15 protein-coding genes and 1 pseudogene are annotated in these 22,903 nt (G+C 66.7%); 11 read left to right on the top strand and 5 right to left on the bottom strand.

The genetic code is table 11. The features are described from left to right. Positions 1-15 precede the first annotated feature (15 nt). Positions 16-2,238, bottom strand: coding sequence for a VWA domain-containing protein (locus C479_RS06380; protein WP_007699622.1), 2,223 nt, complete (start codon positions 2,236-2,238; stop codon positions 16-18). 183 nt (positions 2,239-2,421) lie between these two features. Between C479_RS06380 and C479_RS06375 the strand changes: the two genes are divergently transcribed. The 4 genes from C479_RS06375 to C479_RS06360 all read left to right on the top strand — a co-directional run bounded on the left by C479_RS06375 (position 2,422) and on the right by C479_RS06360 (position 8,715). Continuing rightward, a complete protein-coding gene (locus tag C479_RS06375) occupies positions 2,422-3,045 on the top strand; it encodes a hypothetical protein (RefSeq protein WP_152415826.1) in 624 nt (207 codons plus the stop codon). A 207-nt stretch (positions 3,046-3,252) separates the two neighbouring features. Beyond that, positions 3,253-7,149, top strand: coding sequence for a cobaltochelatase subunit CobN (gene cobN / locus C479_RS06370; protein WP_007699618.1), 3,897 nt, complete (start codon positions 3,253-3,255; stop codon positions 7,147-7,149). After that, positions 7,142-7,891 (top strand): precorrin-8X methylmutase, encoded by a 750-nt coding sequence (locus C479_RS06365; RefSeq protein WP_007699616.1) that lies wholly within the window; start codon positions 7,142-7,144, stop codon positions 7,889-7,891. Before cobN ends, C479_RS06365 begins: the two co-directional genes overlap by 8 nt. Continuing rightward, positions 7,888-8,715, top strand: a complete 828-nt coding sequence (locus C479_RS06360; protein WP_007699615.1) for a cobalt-precorrin-7 (C(5))-methyltransferase — start codon at positions 7,888-7,890, stop codon at positions 8,713-8,715. Before C479_RS06365 ends, C479_RS06360 begins: the two co-directional genes overlap by 4 nt. A 311-nt stretch (positions 8,716-9,026) precedes the next feature. Here C479_RS06360 and C479_RS06355 read toward each other — a convergent pair whose 3' ends face one another. Then, positions 9,027-9,722: a hypothetical protein gene (locus tag C479_RS06355; protein WP_007699613.1), complete on the bottom strand. Its 696-nt coding sequence runs from the start codon at positions 9,720-9,722 to the stop codon at positions 9,027-9,029. Between the two features lie 419 nt (positions 9,723-10,141). Here C479_RS06355 and C479_RS06350 point away from each other — a divergent pair, with 419 nt between their 5' ends. Then, complete coding sequence (locus C479_RS06350; protein WP_007699609.1) at positions 10,142-11,446, top strand: cobyrinic acid a,c-diamide synthase; 1,305 nt, start codon at positions 10,142-10,144, stop codon at positions 11,444-11,446. A 54-nt stretch (positions 11,447-11,500) separates the two neighbouring features. Here C479_RS06350 and C479_RS06345 read toward each other — a convergent pair whose 3' ends face one another. From C479_RS06345 to C479_RS06335, 3 genes are all read right to left on the bottom strand, one after another. Continuing rightward, positions 11,501-12,274: an enoyl-CoA hydratase/isomerase family protein gene (locus C479_RS06345; RefSeq protein ID WP_007699607.1), complete on the bottom strand. Its 774-nt coding sequence runs from the start codon at positions 12,272-12,274 to the stop codon at positions 11,501-11,503. Positions 12,275-12,457: 183 nt separating this feature from the next. Continuing rightward, positions 12,458-15,208, bottom strand: coding sequence for a heavy metal translocating P-type ATPase (locus C479_RS06340; protein ID WP_007699604.1), 2,751 nt, complete (start codon positions 15,206-15,208; stop codon positions 12,458-12,460). 42 nt (positions 15,209-15,250) lie between these two features. Beyond that, a complete protein-coding gene (locus tag C479_RS06335) occupies positions 15,251-16,129 on the bottom strand; it encodes a hypothetical protein (protein WP_241430170.1) in 879 nt (292 codons plus the stop codon). Positions 16,130-16,913: 784 nt separating this feature from the next. Here C479_RS06335 and C479_RS17120 point away from each other — a divergent pair. The 6 genes and pseudogenes from C479_RS17120 to C479_RS06305 all read left to right on the top strand — a co-directional run. Then, a pseudogene (locus tag C479_RS17120) lies at positions 16,914-17,101 on the top strand (ABC transporter substrate-binding protein); the annotation flags it as partial. After that, entirely contained in the window at positions 17,098-18,081 is a 984-nt protein-coding gene (locus tag C479_RS06325) for an NAD(P)/FAD-dependent oxidoreductase (protein ID WP_007699595.1), read from the top strand. The pseudogene C479_RS17120 and the gene C479_RS06325, both read left to right, overlap by 4 nt. 2 nt (positions 18,082-18,083) lie before the next feature. Then, on the top strand, positions 18,084-19,244 hold the full coding sequence (locus C479_RS06320) for a FecCD family ABC transporter permease (RefSeq protein ID WP_007699592.1): 1,161 nt from the start codon (positions 18,084-18,086) through the stop codon (positions 19,242-19,244). Next, a complete protein-coding gene (locus C479_RS06315) occupies positions 19,244-20,209 on the top strand; it encodes an ABC transporter ATP-binding protein (RefSeq protein ID WP_007699589.1) in 966 nt (321 codons plus the stop codon). The genes C479_RS06320 and C479_RS06315 overlap by 1 nt, the downstream gene beginning before the upstream one ends. A gap of 232 nt (positions 20,210-20,441) precedes the next feature. After that, a complete protein-coding gene (locus C479_RS06310; RefSeq protein ID WP_007699572.1) occupies positions 20,442-21,686 on the top strand; it encodes an ABC transporter substrate-binding protein in 1,245 nt (414 codons plus the stop codon). A 2-nt stretch (positions 21,687-21,688) separates the two neighbouring features. Then, positions 21,689-22,903, top strand: a complete 1,215-nt coding sequence (locus tag C479_RS06305; RefSeq protein WP_007699570.1) for an ABC transporter substrate-binding protein — start codon at positions 21,689-21,691, stop codon at positions 22,901-22,903.

The raw sequence follows: 22,903 nt of genomic DNA, 5'->3' as shown, positions 1-22,903 counted from the left end.
TTCGGTGGCCCGCTGTCACTCGGGGGCATCGGTCGCAGATCCGGTCACCTGCGATACGGCGAGCGCCGAGAGCGGGATACGCCGCCCGCCGGTTTCCGAGACGAGGATTTCGAGGAGTCCCGCTCGATCTCCGCGGTCGCTTGCGTCGACGACGAGGACGTCGGCCCCGGCCGCTTTCAAACGGCGTGCGCTACGGCGCACCTCGTCCGTTGGACTTCCCTCGGCGACGGTCGCCTTGCCGTCGGACACGACGACCACGCGGGTCGCCGTCGCGTCGTTGTGATCGGCGAGGCGGGCAGCGGCGTCGAGACCTGAGGGAAGCGGTGTTCGATCGCCAGCGGGGAGTTCCTTTAGATGGCGTGCGGCGAGCGCGACGCTGTCGGTCGGCGGCAGGACGACTTCGGCGGCATCACCAGCGACGGCGATGAACGCCACCTGCTCGCGGTGCTCGTACGCGTCCTGGAGCAGCGACATGACGGTCCCCTTCGCGGCCGCCATCGCTGATTGCATCGAGGCACTGGCGTCGACGACGAAGACGATCGTCGTCCCCGCACGCTCGTGGCGCACCGCGGTCCGAAGATCGTCCCGCTCTGGAGTCGCGTGTCCGTTCGCTGCAGCCGCACGGATCGATGCGGCCGCGTCGACCGAGTCGCCCACGCGTGCTCGCTCGGTTCTGACGCGAGCGCCCCGACCGGTCTCGGACGGCCGTATTCGGGTGCGATCTCCGTCTCCCGTGGTGGTCGTCACGTCTCCGTCCTCGACGGGTGGACGCGTCGCGTCGCCAATCTCGCTCCGGCGCTGTCCCGGAACCAGCGGCGTCGCCGGTTCCTCCTCGACGCCGCGGTCGGGATCGTCTGATTCGTCGTTTCGTCCGACGGCATCTTTCTCCGTTCCAGCAGTCTCCGCAGGTCCCTGCTGGGTCGCGCCGCCCCTGGTTGCGTCGCTCTCGCCACGCGATTCGTCGTCCGCGCGACTTCGGGCGGTGTCGGGCCTGTTTCCCTGCGTCGTGTCGTCATCTCCGCGCTCTTCGGGCTCGGAAGCGCTCCCCCCGCCGCGGTCGTCACTGGGTTCCCGGCCGTCACCGGGCTCCCCGTCCCGGTCGCTGTCGGCCTCACACGTGCCTCCGTCGCCGGCGTCAGACCTGCCACGGTCGCCGCCGGCTCCATCCTCGTCAGGGTCGTCGGTCCCGTTCTCGTCGGCGTGATCGTCGAAGTGTGCGTCGAGGACGGCCTCCGGATCGGGCGCGTCGTCGAAGGGCTGGCTCCGCATCCGGTGGGGAAGCGCCAGTCGGGCGGCGTCCGCGACGTCCGGTTCGATAACCCTGTGCCGGCCGGCAAGCGCCGCGAGCGTTCGGGCGGTGCGAGCGATGGCGATGTCCCCGCGATGACCGTCGATACCGGCGTCGAGACAGAGATCGGCGATGTCGCGCGTGAATTCCGGCGGAAGGTCGACGTCGGGCAGGCGCTCGCGCGCCTCGCGAATCCGTGCCTCGATGGCGGCCGTCTCGGCCTCGTAGTCGCGGGCGAACGCGTCCGGATCGCCGTCGCGATCGAGAGCGCGGTCGATGACGGCGACGCGATCGGCCGGGTCGCGACAGCCGACGACGGTCGCCTGGAGCGCGAACCGATCCCGGAGCTGGGGGCGGAGATCGCCTTCCTCGGGATTCATCGTCCCGACGAGGGTGAAGTCGGCGGGGTGGGCGACGCTCACTCCGTCGCGTTCGATGCGGTTGACGCCGTCGGCGGCCGCGTCGAGCAGGACGTCGACCAGGTGGTCGTCGAGGAGATTGACCTCGTCGACGTAGAGGATGCCGCGATTCGCCCGGGCGAGGAGACCGGGATCGAAGGTGGCCTCGCCATCGAGCGCGTCGGCGACCGAGAGCGTTCCGACGACACGCTCGCGTGTCGCGCCGAGGGGGAGCGTCACGAGGGGCACCGGTCGGTTTTCGGTCGGCAACTCGCTCGGCTGGCGTGACCGACAGTCCGCACACTGGCGGTCGGGGTCGTCGGGCGGGCAGCCGTACGGACAGTCGGCGACGGCCCGCTGCTGCGGGAGCAGATCGACGAGTCCCCTGACCGCCGTCGATTTCGCGGTTCCCTTCTCTCCCTGGACGAGCAGTCCGTCGAGTGCATCGTTCGTCGCGATGGTCACCAGCGCCCGTTTCAGTTCTTCCTGCCCGACGATCGCGGGGAACGGGGTGGTCGCTGATGGCGCCCCATCAACGGGGTCTACAACCATACTTTCGATAATACAATACGGGTTTATGAAGGTGCTGTCACCTCGTCGCGACAGTCGACACGAAACCGATCGACGGATACGGAACTGACCGGCCGATCCAGCGTCACGTCGGCGGTATTCGAGCCGAACCGTGCTATCGGCAACCAAAATATTAATATACAATATCCATTGACTATTGTGTGTATGTCACAGAATGACATATCCGTCGACAGGCGATCGGTGCTTAAACGGCTCGGTGCGACGGGAACGGCCGTAACGGCGTTCGGAGCGGCCAGCGGATCCGGCGCAGCAACCAGCGCGGCGCGGAGAACGATCCGGCCGCTGCCCGTCGAGCGTCTCGACGTCGAACGGATCTACGAGGATCTTGCCGGACAGTTGTTGACGGAGCTCTCCGACGCAGGGCTGGTCGAGACGGCGTCCGCGTCCGCGCTCGACATGGACGTCGCGGCTATCCACGGCGGTCGGGCGGGTCGCGGCACGTTCGGCCTGTCCATCGACGACGAGATCGGCCAACGGAGGCTGTTCGGAACGAAAACGCCGACGGACGATGGCGTCCTGACGCTCTACGTCCAGCCCGAACGCGACCTCGCGTACGCCACGTTCGAACCGGATGGGGACGACGTCACGCTGTTGTACGCACCAGGTCACGGTCCCGAGCGTGTTGCCGTCGGAGCGGCGGACATGTGTCCGGACTGTACCTGCCACCAGAACTACCCGTGCGGCGAGATCGGCGGCGGTAGGATGGAGGTCTGCTGGGTCGAATCCACCGGCGGGCTTCCGTGTGTCGAGGTGAACGGTTGCTGTTAGGAACTCGCGCCTCGTCGAATCCGACGACCGATTCGGCTATTCCAACTGTCACGCGGTGACGCTCGGGGGCTGGTCAGGGAGACCGAACCGGACCGCCTCGGCCGTTCGCACTCCCACCGGTCGGTCCCGTACTCGGCACCCCTCCGATACCTTTTTGCCGCGGCGTACTACAACTGCACTTTAGCTAATACAATAGCAGTTTACATCATGTGTGCACGGATTGGGATCTACACGGCGACGGAGAACGAACTCGGAGCGATCCAGCGTGCGGCCGAGCGACTCGGGGACGACGTCGATCTCGTGGTACGGTCGGCTTCGGACCTCGAGGACGAGGCCGCCGTCGAGGCGTTCGTCGACGAGCTGCGAGACGCGGCGGCGACCGTCTTCTGGCTCCACGGGGCCGAAGAGAGCATGCCCGGCTACGACTACGCGGTCGGCGAACTCGCGAACGAGCGCGTTCCGCTGATCGTCAAGTCGACGGGCGACGGCTACGCGATCGAGGACACCACCGTCACGGCGGATCGCCGCGAGACCGTCTCCAACTATCTGGAGCGGGGTGGAACGGTCAACGTCGAACAGTGCTGTCGCTACCTCGCGGCGACGTACGGCGAGTACGACGGCCCGTGGGACGCTCCGGTCGAACTACCGACGGAGGGCGTCTATCACCCCGATCATCCGGGGATCGGGTACGACGCACTGCTCGAAACGCACGACCCCGGCCAGCCGACGGTCGGCATCTGGTTCTACGAATCGCACTGGACCCACGCCAACACGCGCTACGTCGACGCCCTCGTCCGGGCACTCGAGGCCCGCGGAGCGAACGTTCTCCCGGCCTTTTGCAACCCCGCGACCGACGAGGAAGGGCAGGAAAACGCCGAGTGGGTGGCTCGCAACTGGTTCAGCGACGCCGACGGGCCGATCGTCGACGCCGTAGTGAGTAGCTTCATGTTCTCGCTCGGGATGAGCGAACGCGGTCGATCGGCCGGCGACGAGGGCGACACGGCGGATCTCTTCCTCCGTGAACTCGGCGTTCCCGTCTTGCAGGCGATCACGACGATGCGCTCGCGCTCGCGCTACGAGTCCGCGGATACCGGCGTGATGGGCTTCGAACTCGCCCTCTCCGTCGCGCTTCCGGAGTTCGACGGGACCGTCATCACGCACCCGATCTCGGGCAAGGAACGAACCGAGGACGCAGCCGACATCGGCACCGCGCCGAAACAGCACTTCCCGATCGAGGACCGGATCGACCACGTCGCCGACCTCGCGGTCAACTGGGCCGAACTTCGGCACACGCCGAACGAGGAGAAGCGAGTCGCCGTCGTGTTGCACAACTATCCGCCGAGCGACGACGGGATCGGCACCGCGTTCGGTCTGGACTCGCCCGAGTCGACGGTCAACCTGCTCGAGGAACTCGAGGCCCGCGGCTACGATCTGGGCGACGACATGCCCGACAGCGGGCAGTCCCTCGTGGAGAAACTCACCTCTCAATTGACCCTCGAGGACCGCTGGGTCGCGCCGGCGGACGTCCGCGATCTCTCGGTCGACGTGATCCCACCCGAGACGTACGAAGACTGGTTCAGCAACGCGGACGAACGGTTTCAGGAGAACGTCATCGAGGAATGGGGCGAGGCCCCCGACCGCCCGTTTGCCATCCCGGGCGTCGAGTTCGGTAACGTCCTCGTCACCGTCCAGCCCCCCCGCGGGTTCGGGATGGACCCGTCGAAGGTGTACCACGACTCGGACCTCCAGCCGCCCCACGACTACTACGCGTTCTACGCGTGGCTGCGCAACACCTTCGAGACCGACGCGGTGATTCACCTGGGGACCCACGGCAGTCTCGAGTGGCTCCCCGGCAAGACCGTCGGGTTGAACGGCGCAAGCGCGCCCGATCAACTGGTGGACGACATCCCGAACGTCTACCCGTACATCGTGAACAACCCCGGCGAGGGGACCCAGGCCAAGCGCCGCTCCTACGCCGCCATCGTCGACTACCTCACGCCCGTGATGCGGAACGCGGGCACCTACGACGAACTCTCGGAACTCGAGGAACTCGCCAACCAGTACCGCGAGGCCGGGATGGAGGACGCCCGCGCCGACGACGGCGACCACCTCGAGGCCCTCATTCGGGAGAAAGTCGAGGAACTCGACCTCGCGGTGGAACTCGGGATTTCGGGGACAATCGACCAGAAAGCGGACGTCCGCGGCCCGGAGGAAGCCGGCTCGACGCTCGCGGACGGTGACGTGGAAGGAGATGCAGTCGACATCGACGAACTCGCCGAACGGATTCACGAGTACCTCACCGACGTCAAAACGACCCAGATCCGACTCGGACTGCACACGATGTCCGAACCACCGGAGGCCGATCGACTGATCGAGTATCTCGTCGCGCTCACGCGACTCGAGAACCCCGGCGCGCCGAGCCTGCGTGAGAGCGTGGCCGGTGTGCTGGGCGTCGACTACCAGACGATGCTCGACTCGCCGGGAACCTACGACGACGATCTCCGGATGACCTACGCCGAGGCAGCCGACGTCGTCCACGAGACCAGCCTCGAACTGATCGAGACGCTCGCCGAACACGACTTCGATATTCCCGAATCGGAGCGTGAGGCCGGTCCCGAGGACGAAGTGAACATGAACCTGCTCGTCGTCGATCTCGAGACGATCGGCGACGCGCGAGCCAAATCGCGCGCCCACGACGACCTCCGAGAGGTACTGGCCTACATCTGCGAGGAAGCGCAGCCTCGCGTGCAGGGCGCCGAAGACGAGATTCCGCGAACTGCCGATGCACTCTCGGGCGAGTATGTGCCGCCCGGCGGCTCCGGCGCGCCGACCCGCGGCGGCGTCGATCTGCTGCCGACCGCGCGAAACTTCTACACGCTCGATCCGCGAAAGGTCCCCGCGAAGCCCGCGTGGCAGGTCGGGAGCGAGGTCGCCGAAGGCGTGTTAGCGCGCCACCACGACGAGAACGACGAGTATCCGGAGGAAATCGGCGTCGTCGCCTGGGGAACCCCGACCGTCCGCACCCGCGGCGAGACGATCGCGCAGGTGCTCGCGATGATGGGTGTCGAGCCCCGGTGGACTGACGCCGGACGGATCGACGACGTGGAACCGATCCCGCTCGACGAACTCGACCGACCCCGTATCGACGTCACGACCCGCGTCTCCGGCCTCTTCCGCGACGCCTTCCCCGCCGCGGCGGGCGTCATCCACGATGCCGTCGACGCGGTCGTCGATCTCGACGAACCCCACGAGCTGAACTACGTGAAGAAACACGTCGAGGCGGAAGCCGACGCGTTGCAGGCCGAGGACGGGCTCGACGAATCCGACGCCCGCAAGACCGCGAAACACCGCGTCTTCACGACGAAACCCGGCGGCTACGGTGCCGGGACGAACAAGGCCGTCGACGAGGGCAACTGGGACGACCGCGCGGACCTCGCCAGCGTCTACGTTCAGTGGGGCGGCTACGCCATGGGCTCGCGCGGTCGCGTCTCGGACGCCCACGACGCCTTCGAGCGGCGCCTCTCTTCCGTCGACGCCACGGTGAAGATCGAGGACACGATGGAGCAAGACGAGTTCGACTCCTCGGACTGGTACGCCTTCCACGGCGGCTTCATCTCGGCTGTGGCCGAAACGTCGGGCGAGGAGCCGGCTTCCTACGTCGGCGACTCCTCCGATCCCGACAATGTGGACGTCTACACGAACGAGGAGAAGGTCCGCAAGGCGATGCGATCGCGCGTGTTGAACCCCGACTGGCTCGAATCCATGGAGGAACACGGCTACAAGGGCGCGGGCGACCTCTCGACGACGGTCGACGTGACGCTGGGCTGGGACGCCACCACCGACGTCGTGAGCGATCACCTCTGGGGGGACGTCGCCGAGAAGTTCGCGTTCGACGCGGACCGCCAGGCATGGATGCGCGACGTGAACCCGTGGGCGCTGGCGTCGATCACCGACACGCTCCTCGAAGCGATCGACCGAGGCCTGTGGGACGCTGACGACGAGACGAGGGATCGACTGCGCGATCTGAACCTCTCCGTCGAGGGTGACCTCGAAGCGCGGACGACGAACGAGGTCGGCGGTGGGGAGGTGACGATCGATGACTGACGCCGAGCGCGGAGCCGAGTCCGAGGGGGAGATCGACGAGGCGTACGCCGATCTCGGGGCGACGACGGAGAACGCGATGGCCATCGCGGAGACGAGCATGGATATCGTCCGGCAGTTCGTCCCGGACGAGACGCTGGCCGACCGAATTCGCCAGAAGTCGGTCCACTCGATGGGCGACATCGAGTTCCAGCACCTGATCGAGTTCACCGGCGGGGACGGCGAGGACGCGCCCGTCCGCGCCGGCGCACGGGCCGTCATCGACTCGGCGGCCATCGTCACCGACATCACGATGGTGAAAGCCGGCGTCACGGGCCGTGGCCACGACTGCGAGGTCTCGAAGGCCATCGGCCACGGGACGGACCTCGCCGAACGAACCGGCATGACTCGGACCGCGGCAGCGATGCTCGAACTCGACAAGGATGGAGCCTTCGAGGACGCGATCGTCACGATCGGCAACGCCCCGACGGCGGCGTTCGCGCTCGCGGATTGCATCGAGGACGGGACTCGGCCGGCCGTCGTCCTAGCTCACCCGGTCGGGTTCGTCAAGGCCGAGGAGAGCCGCCAGCGGATCCGCGAGGTGAGCGAGACGTACGATGTCCCTGCGATCACCCACGTCGGCCGTCGGGGCGGGAGCGGGCTCGCCGCGGCGCTGACGAACGAACTGATCCACGTCGCGACCGACGTTCGCACGGGCGAAATCGATCTTGACGTGTCGATCGACGACGGGGAACAGACCCCATGAGCGACGAGTACGATCTCGAAGCGGGCCCCGATCCCGCGACGGTCGCCGCGGCGTCGGCGGAGCCGACAGGCGCTATCGACGCCGGATCCGGCGCGTCGACCGCACCGGTCTTCGCCGTCGGGATCGGCCCCGGGAACAGTGAGTACCTCACCCCACGTGGAAAACGGGCGATTCGCGAGGCCGACGTCGTCGTCGGGTTTTCGACCGTCGTGGAGTTCGTGGCCGACGTTGCGGGTTCGGAGACCGACGTGCTCACCTGCGGGTACGCCGACGAAAGGGAGGCGCTCGAGACGTTCGCCGAACGCGTGGCGAGCGGCGCGGCGGGAACGGCCGTCCTGATGGGCGATCCGAACCACTCGGGCTACCAGTTCGTCGGGAAGGTCCAGCGGGCCGTGGCCGCAGCGGCTCCGGAGACGCCGGTCCGCGTGATTCCCGGCATCTCCTCGCTCCAGCTGGCCGCCAGCCGCGCCCGGACGCCGATGGAGGGAAGCGAGTTCGTCACGCTGCACAAGAGCGGGAATATCGACTCCGACCTGTCGCGACTCGCCGCGGCCGTCGGCGACCGGCACTTGCTGGTGCTGCCCCGGCCGTACGACTTCATGCCCGGCGACATCGCCGACTTCCTCCTCGAAAACGGCGCAGATCCGGGGTTGGAGGCACTCGTACTCGAGAAACTGACCCACGAGGACGAGCGGATCCACCGGTTCACGCTGGCCGAGTTGTCCGACCACGCTGGTGGGAGCGGATCGGAAGACACGCCGTTCGTTGATCTGAACGTACTCGTGGTTCGACGGTCGGTCGGAGCGGAGGTACTTCGGCGCTGAAATCGATGGTCTCCATCGGTACCGAGGCGAATCACAGTTTTGCCGACCGTCGGTGGGCGTAACTCTCCGGGAGGTTGCGAAAATCGCTGTGTAATTTTCGAACGCCGTGGAGACTGCGTTCCCCCACGTTCTGCACAGTGCGTTTGTCGAGGGACCCTCGACGGGCTATCAGATGTAGTCTGACACCTTCTGGGAAGCAGGAAGCCTCATCCGGTCGCGGGCGCGAAACGCCCGTTCGTACGATCGGTATGGTTTTCGGTCACACGCTGCCCTCGCCGAACGAGCGCAAGCGACCGAGTGTGGCAGGGAAGTCACGCCAATCGCTTGCTGAATTGCTGTGATTCCGACAAGCGCCACTCGAACTCGATCCATGCAACGCCGAGACAGAACGCCGAGATACTGATCGTGGCCCCCGGAGTGCTGCCGTGAGCGACGAGACCGATCGGCAAACCGGCGAGTAGAACGACCGGGACGAGTGGCGCACCCGACCGCCGAAGCAGGACGGCTATCGCGAGTACCGCGACGAGGTTGCCGACGGTCCCGACGAACGCCAGTACGCCCGCGACGCCATCGACCGGGTCCGACAGCACGATGTCGACGACCGTTTCGACGCCCTCGCGCTGGTCGGCAGCGAGCCCGCTCGACTCCCGAATCAACACGGCCGTCGCGATGCCGGCGATCGCTTCGAACGCGAGATAACAGACGAGATACACCGCGACACCGATCCGTCCGATCGTCGCGACGGTCCCGTGGTAATCGCTCAGCAATACGTAGAGACCGATTCCAAGTACGCCGAAGAGCGGCAAGAGGAGCGCGTGGACGAGAAACCACGTGTCAACGACCGGAGAGAGGGTCGCGAACGGCTCGTGGCCAGCGCTCGGGTGGAACCAGAGAACGATCGCGAGGAGAAGCGGCGCCCCGACGAGGAGAAGTCCTCGTCCGACGAGTCTGGGACCGCGAACCGTTCTCGTGGCATCTTCCGACTCCCGTCGTGTCTCGGATGTCATTCGACACCTCTCATAGGCGCTTCTTGTCAGAAACGTATGTCATGCTATAAAATAATTCTCATGAACGGTCAGCGTAGTTCGCGGACACGCAAGCGACCGGTCGAGACGAGACAGCGATCGCGATTCGGGCGACTCTCGCGGATTTCCGTTGGTGACCGTCGATCGATCACTTCGGGGCAGGCCGATATATCGGGGTAGGCGACGAATTTACGCCCGCGGCGACGGTCCGGAGGAGACGCCGTTCTCGGACATGGTCGTCCATGTCCGGTCGAGCGATGCAGGTAGCGTTGGAGATCGATTCGCGGCCGGGACGCCATGACCGGACTCGGCGCCACTGGCCTCCCGTCGGCCGACGGGACGTGACAGACGGCCGGGGAGGCACCGACGAATTCAAGTTCACTTGCAGAAAGAAAAGCGTGATGAACGGCTTCGTCCTTGGCGGCGTCAGTTCCGGCGTCGGAAAGACCGTCGCGACGCTCGCGATCACCGCAGCCCTCGAAGATACCGGTCACGACGTCCAGCCGGCGAAGGCGGGTCCGGACTTCATCGATCCGAGTCACCACGAGGCGGTCGCGGGTCGCCCATCCCGGACGCTCGACCTGTGGCTCTGCGGGGAGGATGGCCTCCGGCGCAACTACCACCGCGGCGAGGGCGACGTCTGCGTCGTCGAGGGCGTCATGGGGCTGTACGACGGCGACGGGTCGAGTACGGCGATGGTGGCCGAGGCGCTGGACCTGCCGGTCGTCCTCGTCGTCGACGCGAGTGCGGGGATGGAGAGCGTTGCGGCGACGGCCCGCGGGTTCCAGACCTACGCCGACGATATCGGGCGGGAGATCGAGGTTGCCGGGATCGTCGCCCAGCGAGCCCACGGCGGCCGCCACGAGACGGGTATCCGGGAGGCGTTGCCGGACAGTCTCACGTATTTCGGCCGGATTCCGCCGAATTCTGCCCTGGAGATCCCCGATCGCCACCTCGGGCTCGAGATGGCCGACGAGGCGCCGATCCCGGAAGATGCGCTCGCCGAGGCCGCGGAGACGATCGACGTCGAGCAGCTCGTCCACGTCGCGCGGGATCCGGCACCGCCGTCAACAGCCTGCGAGACCGGTTCGTCTCCGGGCGACCCCATCGTCGCGGTCGCCGACGATGCGGCCTTTTGCTTTCGCTATCCAGCGACGATCGAGCGCGTTCGCGAGCGAGCCAACCTGGTTACCTTCTCACCGATCGCCGGCGACCCCGTTCCCGAGTGCGATGGCGTCTACCTTCCCGGCGGCTATCCGGAACTGCACGCCGAGGCGCTCGAATCGGCGGGGACACTCTCCGAACTCGGGCGACTCGCGAGTGACGGCCTCCCGATCCTGGGCGAGTGTGGCGGACTGATGGCGCTGTCGCAAACGCTGACCACGACCGAGGGTGACACGCACGAGATGGCCGGCGTTCTCCCCGCCGACGTGACCATGCGGGAGCGGTACCAGGCGCTCGATCACGTCGAACTCGTCGCCATCGACGAGACGCTGACGGCAGGAAATGGGGAACGACTTCGCGGCCACGAGTTCCACTACTCGGAGGCGACCGTCGACGGCGATGCGCGGTTCGCGTTCGAGACCGTCCGGGGGACAGGGATCGACGGGACGCACGATGGACTGACCGAGTACCGGGCCCTCGGCACCTACGCCCACGTCCACCCCGAGAGCGGCGCGTTCGATGCGTTTCTCGACCGGTTGTGAGGTGGTAGCGGCCACACTGGCGACGCAGCCGCTGCATCTGGTACCGTCGAACCCCTACTGGCCCTGAAAGTCCGGGTCACGGTCGGCGACGAACGCCTCGATGCCCTCCGACGAGTCGTCGGTGTGGTAGGCTTCGATCTGGGCCGTGGCCTCGCGTTCTAGGTGTTCCTCCAAGGTGTTCGCGTTGGCCCGGAGCAGGAGTCGGCGGATGGCCGAGAACGCACGCGTCGGACCGTTGGCCAGTTCGACCGCGCGCGTCGTGACGAGTTTGTCGAGCGCGTCGCCGCTCGCGGTCTCGGTGACGAGCCCCATCGACGCTGCCTCCGTGGCGTCGACCATGCGGCCGGTCGCGAGTAGCTCGAAGGCGGTCTGGACGCCGACGAGCCGGGGAAGCGTCCAGGTCGCGCCGGTGTCGGCCGAGAGGCCGATCTTCGCGAAAGAGAACCCGATACTGGCGTCTTCGTCTGCGTAGACGAGGTCGCAGGCGATCGCGAGCGCCGCGCCGGCGCCGACCGCCGGGCCATCGACACGGGCGATCACGGGCATCGACGCCGTCGCGATCTCGCGCACCGCCGCGTGGAAGCTGCGGTTGACCAGCCCAGTCGAGGGTTCCTCGCCGACGGTCGTCAGGTCGAGCCCCGCACAGAAGGCGTCGCCCTCGCCGGTGAGGACGACCGCCCGGACGCCGTCGTCCGCGTCGAGGTCGCGGATCGTCGCGGCCAGTTCCTGCGTCTCTGCGCGCGAGACGGCGTTGCGGCGCTCGGGTTTCGAGATGACGACGCGTGCCAGTGGGTCGTCGTCGAGTCGCTCGGTGACGATCGTGCTCATACGACTCGCCACTCACGAGGGTGGCATAATCCTGTTCGTCTCGGGCGGCGCTCCGCCCCGCCCTGCCCGACAGCCCCTCGACTCGTCCGACAGCCCTCCGACCCGTCGCGTCTCGCCGAACCCTCGGAAAGCGCCGCTCCGTCGGTCGATGTTCGGTTGCTCAGTCGCGTTCGAGGCCGCGTCTCAGTCCCATCCGAAGCCGACCGGATACGACGCGTACGCGAGGATCGATCCCGTGGCGACGACGGCACCGGCCATCGTCACCAGCGGGCTCGCCAGGCCGACGAGCACGGCGGGGATGGCGATCGCGTTGTACGAGAACGCCAGCCAGCGCGTGCCGCGACGACGTCTTCGTGCGCGTGCAGCGAGCGCGAACGCTCGCTCGACGCCGGCGAGGTCGTCGTCCGCGATCGCGAGGGCGGCGGCGTCGGCCGCCAGCGCGGTCCCGCCGCCCAGGGCGATCCCGAGATCGGCCGCCGCGAGCGCCGGCGCATCGTTCGTCCCGTCGCCGACCATCGCGACGCGTCCCTCGGCGGCGAGTCGCCGCACCGCCTCGACCTTCCCCGTCGGCGGCACGTCGGCGTAGATCGCCGTAATGGCGTCACGGTCGGTCAGAAAGTCGGCTCCGGCTGCGTCGTCGCCGGTGAGGACGACGACGTCGACGTCGCGATCGGCGAGCGACTCGACCGTCGCGGCCCACGCCTCACGTGGCTGGTCGCCGACCGCGACGACGCCCTCGGCCCGTCCGTGCTGACCTACCACGACCGGCAGGTGGCCCGCCTCCCGGATCGCCTCGACTCGCGTTTCGATCGCCTCGTCGATGGACCAGCCCCGGGCGGCGAACAGCGACGGATGCCCGACGAGGGTCGGCTCGCCGGCGACCTCGCCGGCGACACCGGTCGGGACGGTCTCGAACGCGTCGACCGTCGGCACGCCGTCGGCGACTGTCCCGTCCGTGGGCATCGACTCGTCAGTCGCGCCGTCGGCCTGCGAGACGAGATCGTCACCCGCCCCGTCCGTCCCAGCGCCTCCGCCGGAGCCATCGGCCGCGTCCGGCAGGAACGCCTCGACGATGGCGTCGGCAGCCGGGTGTGCGGCACGGCGTTCGAGCGCCGCGGCGGCTCGCAGGACCCGCTCCGGCCCCGTCGCGTCGCGGACGGTCATCTCGCCGGTCGTGAGCGTGCCCGTCTTGTCGAAGACGACGGTGTCGACGTCCCTGAGCCGGCCGAAGACGGTCTCGTCGAAGACGACGACGCCCTTCCTGGCTGCCTCCTGTAGGCTGGTAGCGACGGAGACGGGAGTGGCGAACGCGAGCGCCCACGGACTCGCGACGAGCAGGGCGAGCAGGAGGTGTCGGAGGGCCGCGATCGGGCCATCGCCGACGAGCAGGGTTGCTGCGGCGGCGAGGAGGGCGGCGCCGACGACGAGCGGGAGGAGGCGGCCGGCGAGGTCGTCCGTCCGATCGGACGCCGCGTGGGTGGCGCTCTGGAGGTTCCAGACGCGGCGGGTGAGCCCGTCGAGTCGGCTCGTCGATCGATTCCCGACGGTGACGACGGCGCTCCCGGTCGTAACGGTCGACCCGCCCACGACCTCGTCTCCGGCGGTGCGCTCCTGTGGGAGCGATTCACCGGTCAGAAGTGCCTCCGCGACGGTACAGCCGCCGTCGGCGAGGACGCCGTCGACCGGGATGCGTTCGCCCTGTCGGACGAGGATCCGATCGCCCGCCGATAGGTCGTCCGTGGGGACGACCTGCGTCGAGCCGTCCGGGGCAAGCCGGCGTGCTTCGGCGACGGAGGCCCGGGTGAGTGCGGTGAGCCGCGAGGCGGCGTCGCGTTTGGCGGTCGCCTCCCAGTAGATCGCGCCCATGACCGTCGCGGCGACGACGATCGTGAGGTCGAAGTAGAGGTCGAACCGGCCGGTGAGCACCGCGACCGCCCCGTAGAGGTAGGCGGCGACGATCGGTAGCGTCGCGAGCAGGTGGGCGTTTGCCCGGCGGAGCGAGAGGGCGAGAAAGGCCCCGCGCAGCAACGGCCGACCGGTCAGGTACAGGATGGCGCCGGTCAGACCGAGAAACAGCGGCAGGACGCCCCAGTCGAGTTCCATCGACCCGCCGAAGATCGAGAGCGCCGCCCAGCCGGTGAGATCGGCGAGTGCGGCGGGGTAGAACAGGACGGCGTACGGAACCAAGAGGAAGGAGCCGAAGACGACGCCGACGACGTAGCGCATCTCAAGAAAGTCGTCGGCCCGGCGCTTTTTGAACCCGGAGACCTCGCGACCGCGATGGGTCCGTCCGGTGACGTCCGCACCGATCGATCCGTCGTCCGAGCCCGCGCTCGCGTCACTGGCTTCGGTCGGGTCGTTCCGCTCGTGCCGGGCGTTGCGCTCGTGGTGTTCGTCACGCCCGTGCTGGTCGCCCTGGCGATCCCGCCGGAACGCGGTGAATCCGAGTCCCGTGAGTCGCTCTGCGAGCTTCTCGGCCGAGACCTGTACGGGGTCGTGATCGACGCTGACGCTCTCGGTCACGTAACTGGCCGAGGCGTCGTCGACGCCGTCGATCCCCGTCGCGACCGATTCGAGGTATCGTTCGTCGTGGGCGGCGTGCATGCCGTCCATCCGGAAGTGCGACCGGACGAGATCGCCCGTCGGTTCGTCGGGCGCCCGGTCGGTGTCGTCGGGCGACACCTCGGACACGGGACTGGCGTCCGGTCCAGATCCGGCGGTCGGCTGTCCGGAATCGTCACCAGCACGATTCGCAGGTGCTGGGTCGAGCGCGTCGGCGAGTCGTCGACAGCCGGGCGAGCAAAACGACTCCTCGGCCACATCCTCGTCGGCGTGGAGCTGTGTCGGTCCGTATGCGTCGTTGGTGCTATCGTCCGTGACGGCTGTGCCACAGAACGAACACCGCCGGCTCGGCCCGGTGTCGCCGGAGTTCACGGCGGCGGTTGGGTACTTGCGTCAATAACGCTGGCGATCGGGCTACCCGCTCGCCTCGGCGCCGTCGGGCGAGAGCTGGAGGACGATGACGGCCTGTCCGTGGGAGCCACCGGGTTCGTACGTCCAGGCACCACCGGCCTCCTCGTAGGAGACGGCGTCCTCGATCGGATCGACGTCGGTGTCCCAGTTGTCGTTGGCCTGCTGGATGTAGCCGACGACATCGATGGCGTCCGCGTAGTCTCCCGTCACTTCCGCCTCGCCGTAGGAGATCGTGCCGTCCTCGGGGAGGCCGTGGAATTCGATGCAGTGGCTGTCCATGACCCCGTCGCCCTGTGCGAGTGACGACGACGTCCCGAACTGATCGGCGTCGAGTGGCTGGCGCTCGTCACTGACCGGGAATTCGACCGCGAACGGATCGGCCAGGGAGTGCCAGGAGAGGCTCTCGCCGGTCGGGACCGTGACGGTCGTGTTCGGCACCGACTCCCCGACGATCGGTTCGCCGTCCGCGTTGAGCAGCGTCATACAGAGCTTCCCGGAGCCGGCGCCCAGGTAGGGCTCGCGGTACTCGTCGCGCGGGTTGACGTAGCTCACCCACTCCCCGTCGGGATCGCGAGCCTCGAAGTAGGGATCTCCCTCTTCGGGGACGGGGATGTTCGCCGCGGGTTCGGAGATCGCTGGGGTGCCGTCGGATTCGTTGGTCGCGCTGTCCGATTCGTTCGACGATGGGCCGTCACCCGGGTCGCTGGCGTCGACGTCCGTCGGAGCGCTGTCGTCTCCCGGATCGTCGTCGGCGAGGAGATCGCCCCCGAAGCCAATGCCGAACACCGACGAGAGGACGACGGCGCCGATGATGATGCCTGCGACTGCTGCGAGTCCGCCGAGTGCAAGTCCGCTCCGTTGCATGTGTAGCCCAGTCGGCATCGATCACGGCTATTGATATGACACCCGTACCAGCGAGAAACCGATCGTTTCGGGATCGGTGACGGTCGGAATAGAGTGACTACTACAGGGTGCCGAGTGTCTGATCGTCGTGAGAGTGGTCGGTGTTCGATCGTCGGTTCGAGACGACGTGTGTCTCCCGCCGCCGCCCACACCAAGGGTGTGCTTTCTGTCATGTGACATAAACCACTGCACTGAAACGGCTGGTCGTGGGACGTCGTCGCACATCGATTACGCCGATGACCGCACCCACCCAGCCACCGGGGCCGGATCGCCTGGCTAACTGCACCGCCGACGGAGATTACGAGACCCGACGCTGAAGACGGGTGTGCCCACTGCGGGCTCGATCTATCGGCTGACGGGCCGCCGATGTGTCCGCGCTGTGGCGTGCCGCGCTGACGATCTGAAACCGGTAGCGCGCTCGACGCGTCAATTTTAGGCCAGCCAAAAAACCGAAACCGTTTTCACTATTTAGGCTACCCTAAAATTCATGGGGGGTTCAACGGGCCACGCGGCATCGACGCACAGAGAGTACCTAAAGTACAGCGGTGCAGCGGTCGGCGGTGGACTGATCGCTGGCTGTACGGGAGACGGCGTGCCAGGGACCGCCTCAACCCCGACCGGAACCGAGAACGGGACGACCACACCGGACTCGGCGTACTCGCTCTCGATGGAACCCGTCGGAACCGTCGAGCTCGACCGTGTCCCCGAAACGCTGGTTCAGTACACGGGCGAGTACGCCGACATGGGGGTTGCACTCGGACAGGCCGACGGCCTCCAGGCGGTGCAGAACGACTGCGTCAGCTACGGCGGTAGCCCTATCGGGGGCCGATTATCCACCTCTTTCAACTCGAGCAAGCCGCTCAAGGGTGCTACCCGGACGAGTTCGGAGACGAACAGGTGTTCGACCGACAGCGGCTCGCAGCCATCGTGAACGGAGACGGCAACCAATGAACACAACGACCACACCACGAGACAGTACAGAGTACGACCACGACGTCGTCATCGTCGGCGGCGGCCCGGCCGGTTGTTCGGCGGGCATCTTCACCGCTCGGGACGGTCTCGATACCGTCATCTTCGACCGGGGGCGCTCCTCGATCCAGCGGTGCGCGCACCTGGAGAACTACTTGGGGTTCCCCGGCGGTATCGACATCGAGACCCTGTACGAGTTGATGCACGACCACGCCGAGGAGGCGGGCTGCAATATCGTCACGGACCTCGTCGAGTCGGTGGAGCGCACCCAACCCGTCGAGTCGGCTGACCCCGCAGATGGCGACGAGGCGGTCGAACCCACCGACGGCGGTGGCTTCGTCGTGACGCCGCAGGAAGGGCCGCAGGTGACCGCTCGGCGGGTCGTCGCGGCCACGCGGTACGACGGCGAGTACATGCGCGGCCTCGACGACGAGGCGGCGATGTTCGAGGTCCACGACCACGATGGCGAGGAACACGAACATTTCGACAAACAGTACGCTGAGTGCGACGGCACGACACCGGTTGATGGGCTCTATATCGCCGCACCGTACGGCGAAACAGGCTATCAGACGAGTATGGCTGCCGGTCGCGGCGCGCGGGTCGGCATCACGCTCATCGAGGACGGAAGGCGGGAACGGGGGTACCCCGAGGCCCTGGCGAACCACTACGACTGGGTGCGCCGAGAGACGGAACTCGACGACGAGTGGCGCGATCGAGATCGCTGGCGCGAGCTTTTCCACGACCGAGTACCTGACGAGCACGAGCTTTCTGAGGAACAACTCGCGGAGATTCGGGAGCGAGAGATCGATCGTCGACTGGCAACGTATGTTCCCACCGAAGAGATCGATCGCCGGGTCGAACGCGGTCATAGACGGCTGCTCGACCACATCGACGACGACCTGATTCTCGAAACGGCTAGAAAAATCGAGACCGACCGACGGACGACGGCGGTGGACAACTGACCATGGCCGGTTCGCAAGCTACCGGCGCGGACGTTCTCACCCGCCGAGAACGATGGCTCGGCTGGGTCGGTGGATCGCTGTTCACGCTCTGTCTCGGGAGCCTCGCCGTCGTCCTCGTGGGCGGACTCCTCCAGGCGAGTTTCGGCTCGTACTCGATGACGCTGGCCCAGACGTGGCGAGCCGTCTTCAACCCGGATGTTATCTTCAACTGGTACGTCTGGGAGGCGTTCCTGTTCGGTGCCGAACTGCCCGAGATGGGACACGACAGCCTCATCGTCTGGCACATGCGACTCCCGCGCGTCTTCGTCGGCATCCTCGTCGGAATGAATCTCGCCGTCTCGGGGGCGATCTTCCAGGCGGTCACCCGCAACGAACTCGCCAGCCCGTTCATCCTCGGTGTCTCTTCGGGCGCGGGGCTGATGATCCTGCTGACGCTCGTCGTCCTCCCGAGCGTGACGATCGTCGTTCCGTTTCTCGTCGGGACGTTCGTCTTCAACACGTCCCAGTTGTTGCCGGTACTCGCCGCGCTCGGCGGAGCGGCCGCGTTTCTCGTCGTCTACGCCATCGCCTGGAAGAACGGCACCTCGCCCGTCCGACTGGTCCTCGCCGGCGTCATCGTCAGCACCGTTTTCGGTAGCCTCCAGACGGCGATGTTCTTCTTCGCGGAGGACATCGGCATCGTCCAGTCCGCGATCTCGTGGACCACGGGGTCCCTGACCGGGACAGACTGGAAAGAGGTGCGGATGATCCTCCCGTGGACCGTTCTCTCGATGGGGCTCGCGCTCGTCAGTTCCCGGCAGTTGAACGTGTTGTTGCTCGGGGAGAGCACGGCCAGTTCGCTCGGAATGAACGTCGAGAAGGTCCGATTCGCGCTCTCGGGCGTGGCCGTTCTCGCCGCCGCGGCGAGCATCGCCGCGGCGGGAATCGTCGGGTTCGTCGGTCTGATCGTGCCCCACATGGTCCGAAACATCGTCGGCAGCGACTACAGAAAGCTCGTCATCGGCTGTCTGTTCGTCGGGCCGGCGCTGATGGTCGCCGCCGACGTCGGCGCCCGCCTCGCGCTCAGCCCGGTCCAGATTCCGGTCGGAATCGTCACGGGACTCATCGGCGGACCGTACTTCCTCTACCTGATGCGCACCCAGGACCGAATGGGTGAGATCTGATGCCTGACGATCGGCCCCCCAGAACGGACGGCGGCGAGTCGGCTCTCGAGCGAGAGACGGATCGGCCCGACGACGATTCGGACCGGTCGGGCGACGACCTGACCGACGAACCCGCTTCGGCTTCGAAACGCGGCGCCAGCGAGTTCGCCGGAGAGAATCTCGTCATCGGCTATCCGTCGACCGACGAGCCGGTCATCGGTGACGAGTCCGTTGCCGTCGCCCCAGGTGAAGTAACGGCGCTCGTCGGCCCGAACGGCAGCGGCAAGAGCACGTTGCTCAAGGGGCTCGCCACGCAACTCGCCCTCGACGACGGGTCCGTCCTGATCGACGGCGAGGAGGTCCACGAGCTGGACACGAAGGCCCTCGCTCGCAAACTCGGTTTGCTCTCACAGGAGAACGTGTCCCCTACGAGCATCTCCGTCGAGGAGTTGGTCGAACACGGGCGGTACCCACATCGCGGCTTCTTCGACGCGCTGACCGACGAAGACCGCCGCGCCGTCGACCGCGCCATCTCGCTGGCCGGCGTCGAGCCCCTCCGGGAACGGCCGGTCGGCAGTCTCAGCGGCGGGCAGAAGCAACTCGTCTGGATCGCCATGGTACTCGCTCAGGAGACGGACGTGCTCCTTCTGGACGAACCGACGACCTTCCTCGATCTGCACCATCAACTCGAGGTGATGGAGATCGTTCAGACCCTTCGCGACGAGAGCGACATCACGGTCGTGCTCGTGCTTCACGACATCGACCAGGCAGCCCGATACGCGGACTACATGGTCGCGCTCGAGGACGGATCGATTTACGCCCGTGGGCCGCCAGAAGAGGTCGTCACCGAAGCGCTACTCGCCGACGTCTTCGAGATCGACGCGCGGGTGGAGGAGACCGCGCGCGGTCCGCGAATCGAGCCTCTCCGGCCGCGCCACGACGACGAACCGGAGGGACAGTGCGGCGATCCGGGAGCCGATCGATGAGCTGCGGGCCGACAGCCGCGTCCGTCCGCGGCGTGCACAACTTCGGTTTTCGCGCCGGGTTCGCTCCGTTGCGTCTTCGCCCGTTTCGGCGCGCTTTCCGTTCCGTGACGCGGGTTGCGGTCTCGCCCGGTGTTCGACGCGTCGTGGAGACATACTGGGAACGCGGGTAGTGTTTTAGGCTCACCGAAAAATCGGTGGAGTTATAACTTTTAGGTGGACCTAAACTAGTGACATGGATGGGGTTGAGACGACGAATCCGACATGGGACGAGGTACCGGCGCGGCGAGAATACGCGACGCCGACACGGCGGGAGTGCGTGAAATACGGCGGGGCGGCTGCCGGCGGGGCGCTTCTCGCCGGTTGTGTCGCCGATAGCGACGAGTACGGGACCCCGCCTGGGGCGACCCCAGGCGGCGCCTACTCGGTGTCGATGGCCCCGATGGGCGAGGTCGCGTTCGACGCGGTCCCGGAGAACGTGTTCACGATTCTGGGCCACCACGTTGACATGTTGTTGGCGCTGGGGCGAGGGGATGCGATCAACGCGATGCACGCGCCCAAATTCCACCAGTCGTTGTATCGCAAGTTGGTGTCGCACCTCGACGGCGTCTCGGTCGATTGGGACGGCCTGTACTCGTCGTGGCCGCCGACGAAGGAGAAACTGTACGCCCTCGACAGCGACGTCCACATCGCGGACCCGGCGAAAGTCGCGACGGCCGACGGCTGGGACGACGGAGACCTCCGGGAGATCGAAACGAGCGTCGGTCCGTGGTTCGGGAACACACTCAGCGGTACCCGGAAAGAGCCGCCGGAGGCGTTCGCCGATAGCTACCGGTACTACTCGCTGTGGGAAATCTTCGCCTCGATCGCCCGGGTTTTTCGAGAGACCGAACGGTACGAGGCGCTCGCGTCGGTCCACGACGCCGTGATTCGGACCATCGAGGGGAACCTCCCGCCGCAGAGCGAGCGGCCGAGTGCGGCGCTCGTCCTGTTCTCGACGTCCGACGACTCGATGTGGGGCTACAAGATGGATCATCCGGGCTACTACGCCGCACACACGCGGCCGATGGGTGTCACCGACGCGCTGGGAGCCGCCGCCGGACCGGGATACGGCGATGACGGGCGGAACCTTACCCTCGATCACGAACTACTCCTCGAAGCCGACCCGGACGCGTTGCTCGTTCTGGGTCCGATGACGGGGTATCACGACATCGGCGAAATCAGGGAATCGCTGAACGGTCACGAGGTCGCCAGTGAACTTTCGGCCGTTCAGAACGGCCACGTGTACACGCAGGGCGCGCGACGGCAGGGTCCGATCCTCAATCTTTTCCAGCTTGAAATGACCGCGAAACAGCTGTACCCCGACCAGTTCGGCGAGTGGCCGGGTTACACGGATGGTGATCCGTATCCCGAGATTCCGGCCGGTGAACGGCTGTTCAATCGTCAGCAGGTTGCGGACATCATCAATGGAGAGATCTGAACGTGAGCGACGAAACGGCGGAGACGATACGGTACGAGGCACCGACGCGGCGAGAGGACGCAACGACGGGACAGCAGGCCCACAGGACGCCCACGCGGCGGGAATGCGTCACGCTCGGCGGGGCGGCCGTCGGCGGGGCGCTACTCGCCGGTTGCATCGCAGACAGTGACGAGTACGGGACCCCGACCGGGACGACCGGCGACGGTGCCTACTCGGTGGCGATGGAACCGATGGGCGAGGTCGCGTTCGAGTCGCCCCCCGATCGGTGGGCTGCGTACTGTGGCGGCTTCGCGGACATGGGCGTCGCGCTCGGGCAGGCCGAAACGATGACCGGCGGCGGCAACCTGAACGAGTACTATACGTACGTCTACGAGGACCTTCCCGGCGTGTCCGCGCCGACCGAGGCGATCGAGAACTATCCCGAGGTGCGGACGAAAGAAGCCTTCTACGAACTCGACAACGACGTCCACCTCTACGACCCGCAGATGCTGGTCAACTGGTTCGACTGGTCTCGGTCGGACGTAACCGAGATAACCGAGAACATCGGGCCCTTCTTCGGGAATTTGATCTTCCGCCGATCCGACGACTGGCACGACTACCGGTACTACACGCTGTACGAAGCCTTTGAGGCGGTGGCAACGATGTTTCGCCAGCGCGATCGGTATCGCGCACTCAAACGATTCCACGACGAGTACATCGGCCGGCTTCGGGCGGCGCTGCCGCCCCAATCGGACCGTCCCGAGGTCTTGCTCACCTACGAACACACGGCCGAGCCGTCGTCGTTTTCCCCCTACAGGCTCGATGACCGGGGAACGAGCAAGAAGCAGTGGCGAGATCTTGGCGCGAAAGACGCGCTCGACGGGACCGATATCGATCAACTGAGCACGACGAACCGCGGCGAGCTCGACTACGAGACCCTCCTGGAGATCGACCCGGATGCGATCCTCGTCCGCGGCCACGAGCGAAAGTCACCGCGGGAGTTCCGCGACGTGGTCCTGGGGTACATGCAAGACCATCCGGTCGGGAGCGAACTGACGGCCGTCGAGACCGGTCGGGTCTACCGCGGTGGCTACCTGCATCAGGGACCGATTCACAACCTGTTCTTGACCGAGCGAGCGGCGAAACAACTCTATCCCGATGCGTTCGGGCCGGTTACGAGCGATACTGAACTGTTCGACCGACAGCGCGTCGCGGACATCATCAACGGGGAGATCTAA

The sequence above is a fragment of the Halovivax asiaticus JCM 14624 genome, from assembly GCF_000337515.1.
In the GTDB taxonomy this organism is placed as follows: Archaea; Halobacteriota; Halobacteria; order Halobacteriales; family Natrialbaceae; genus Halovivax; species Halovivax asiaticus.
The sequence above is the reverse complement of the archived record's forward strand: the minus strand, read 5'-3'. Positions and strand labels throughout refer to the sequence as shown.

What these genes read in the sequence shown, in the direction of transcription:
- C479_RS06380 (WP_007699622.1), bottom strand. Translation starts at nt 2,238, where the DNA reads ATGGTTGTAGACCCCGTTGATGGGGCGCCATCAGCGACCACCCCGTTC.
- C479_RS06375 (WP_152415826.1), top strand. Translation starts at nt 2,422, where the DNA reads ATGTCACAGAATGACATATCCGTCGACAGGCGATCGGTGCTTAAACGG.
- cobN (WP_007699618.1), top strand. Translation starts at nt 3,253, where the DNA reads ATGTGTGCACGGATTGGGATCTACACGGCGACGGAGAACGAACTCGGA.
- C479_RS06365 (WP_007699616.1), top strand. Translation starts at nt 7,142, where the DNA reads ATGACTGACGCCGAGCGCGGAGCCGAGTCCGAGGGGGAGATCGACGAG.
- C479_RS06360 (WP_007699615.1), top strand. Translation starts at nt 7,888, where the DNA reads ATGAGCGACGAGTACGATCTCGAAGCGGGCCCCGATCCCGCGACGGTC.
- C479_RS06355 (WP_007699613.1), bottom strand. Translation starts at nt 9,722, where the DNA reads ATGACATCCGAGACACGACGGGAGTCGGAAGATGCCACGAGAACGGTT.
- C479_RS06350 (WP_007699609.1), top strand. Translation starts at nt 10,142, where the DNA reads ATGAACGGCTTCGTCCTTGGCGGCGTCAGTTCCGGCGTCGGAAAGACC.
- C479_RS06345 (WP_007699607.1), bottom strand. Translation starts at nt 12,274, where the DNA reads ATGAGCACGATCGTCACCGAGCGACTCGACGACGACCCACTGGCACGC.
- C479_RS06335 (WP_241430170.1), bottom strand. Translation starts at nt 16,129, where the DNA reads ATGCCGACTGGGCTACACATGCAACGGAGCGGACTTGCACTCGGCGGA.
- C479_RS06325 (WP_007699595.1), top strand. Translation starts at nt 17,098, where the DNA reads ATGAACACAACGACCACACCACGAGACAGTACAGAGTACGACCACGAC.
- C479_RS06320 (WP_007699592.1), top strand. Translation starts at nt 18,084, where the DNA reads ATGGCCGGTTCGCAAGCTACCGGCGCGGACGTTCTCACCCGCCGAGAA.
- C479_RS06315 (WP_007699589.1), top strand. Translation starts at nt 19,244, where the DNA reads ATGCCTGACGATCGGCCCCCCAGAACGGACGGCGGCGAGTCGGCTCTC.
- C479_RS06310 (WP_007699572.1), top strand. Translation starts at nt 20,442, where the DNA reads ATGGATGGGGTTGAGACGACGAATCCGACATGGGACGAGGTACCGGCG.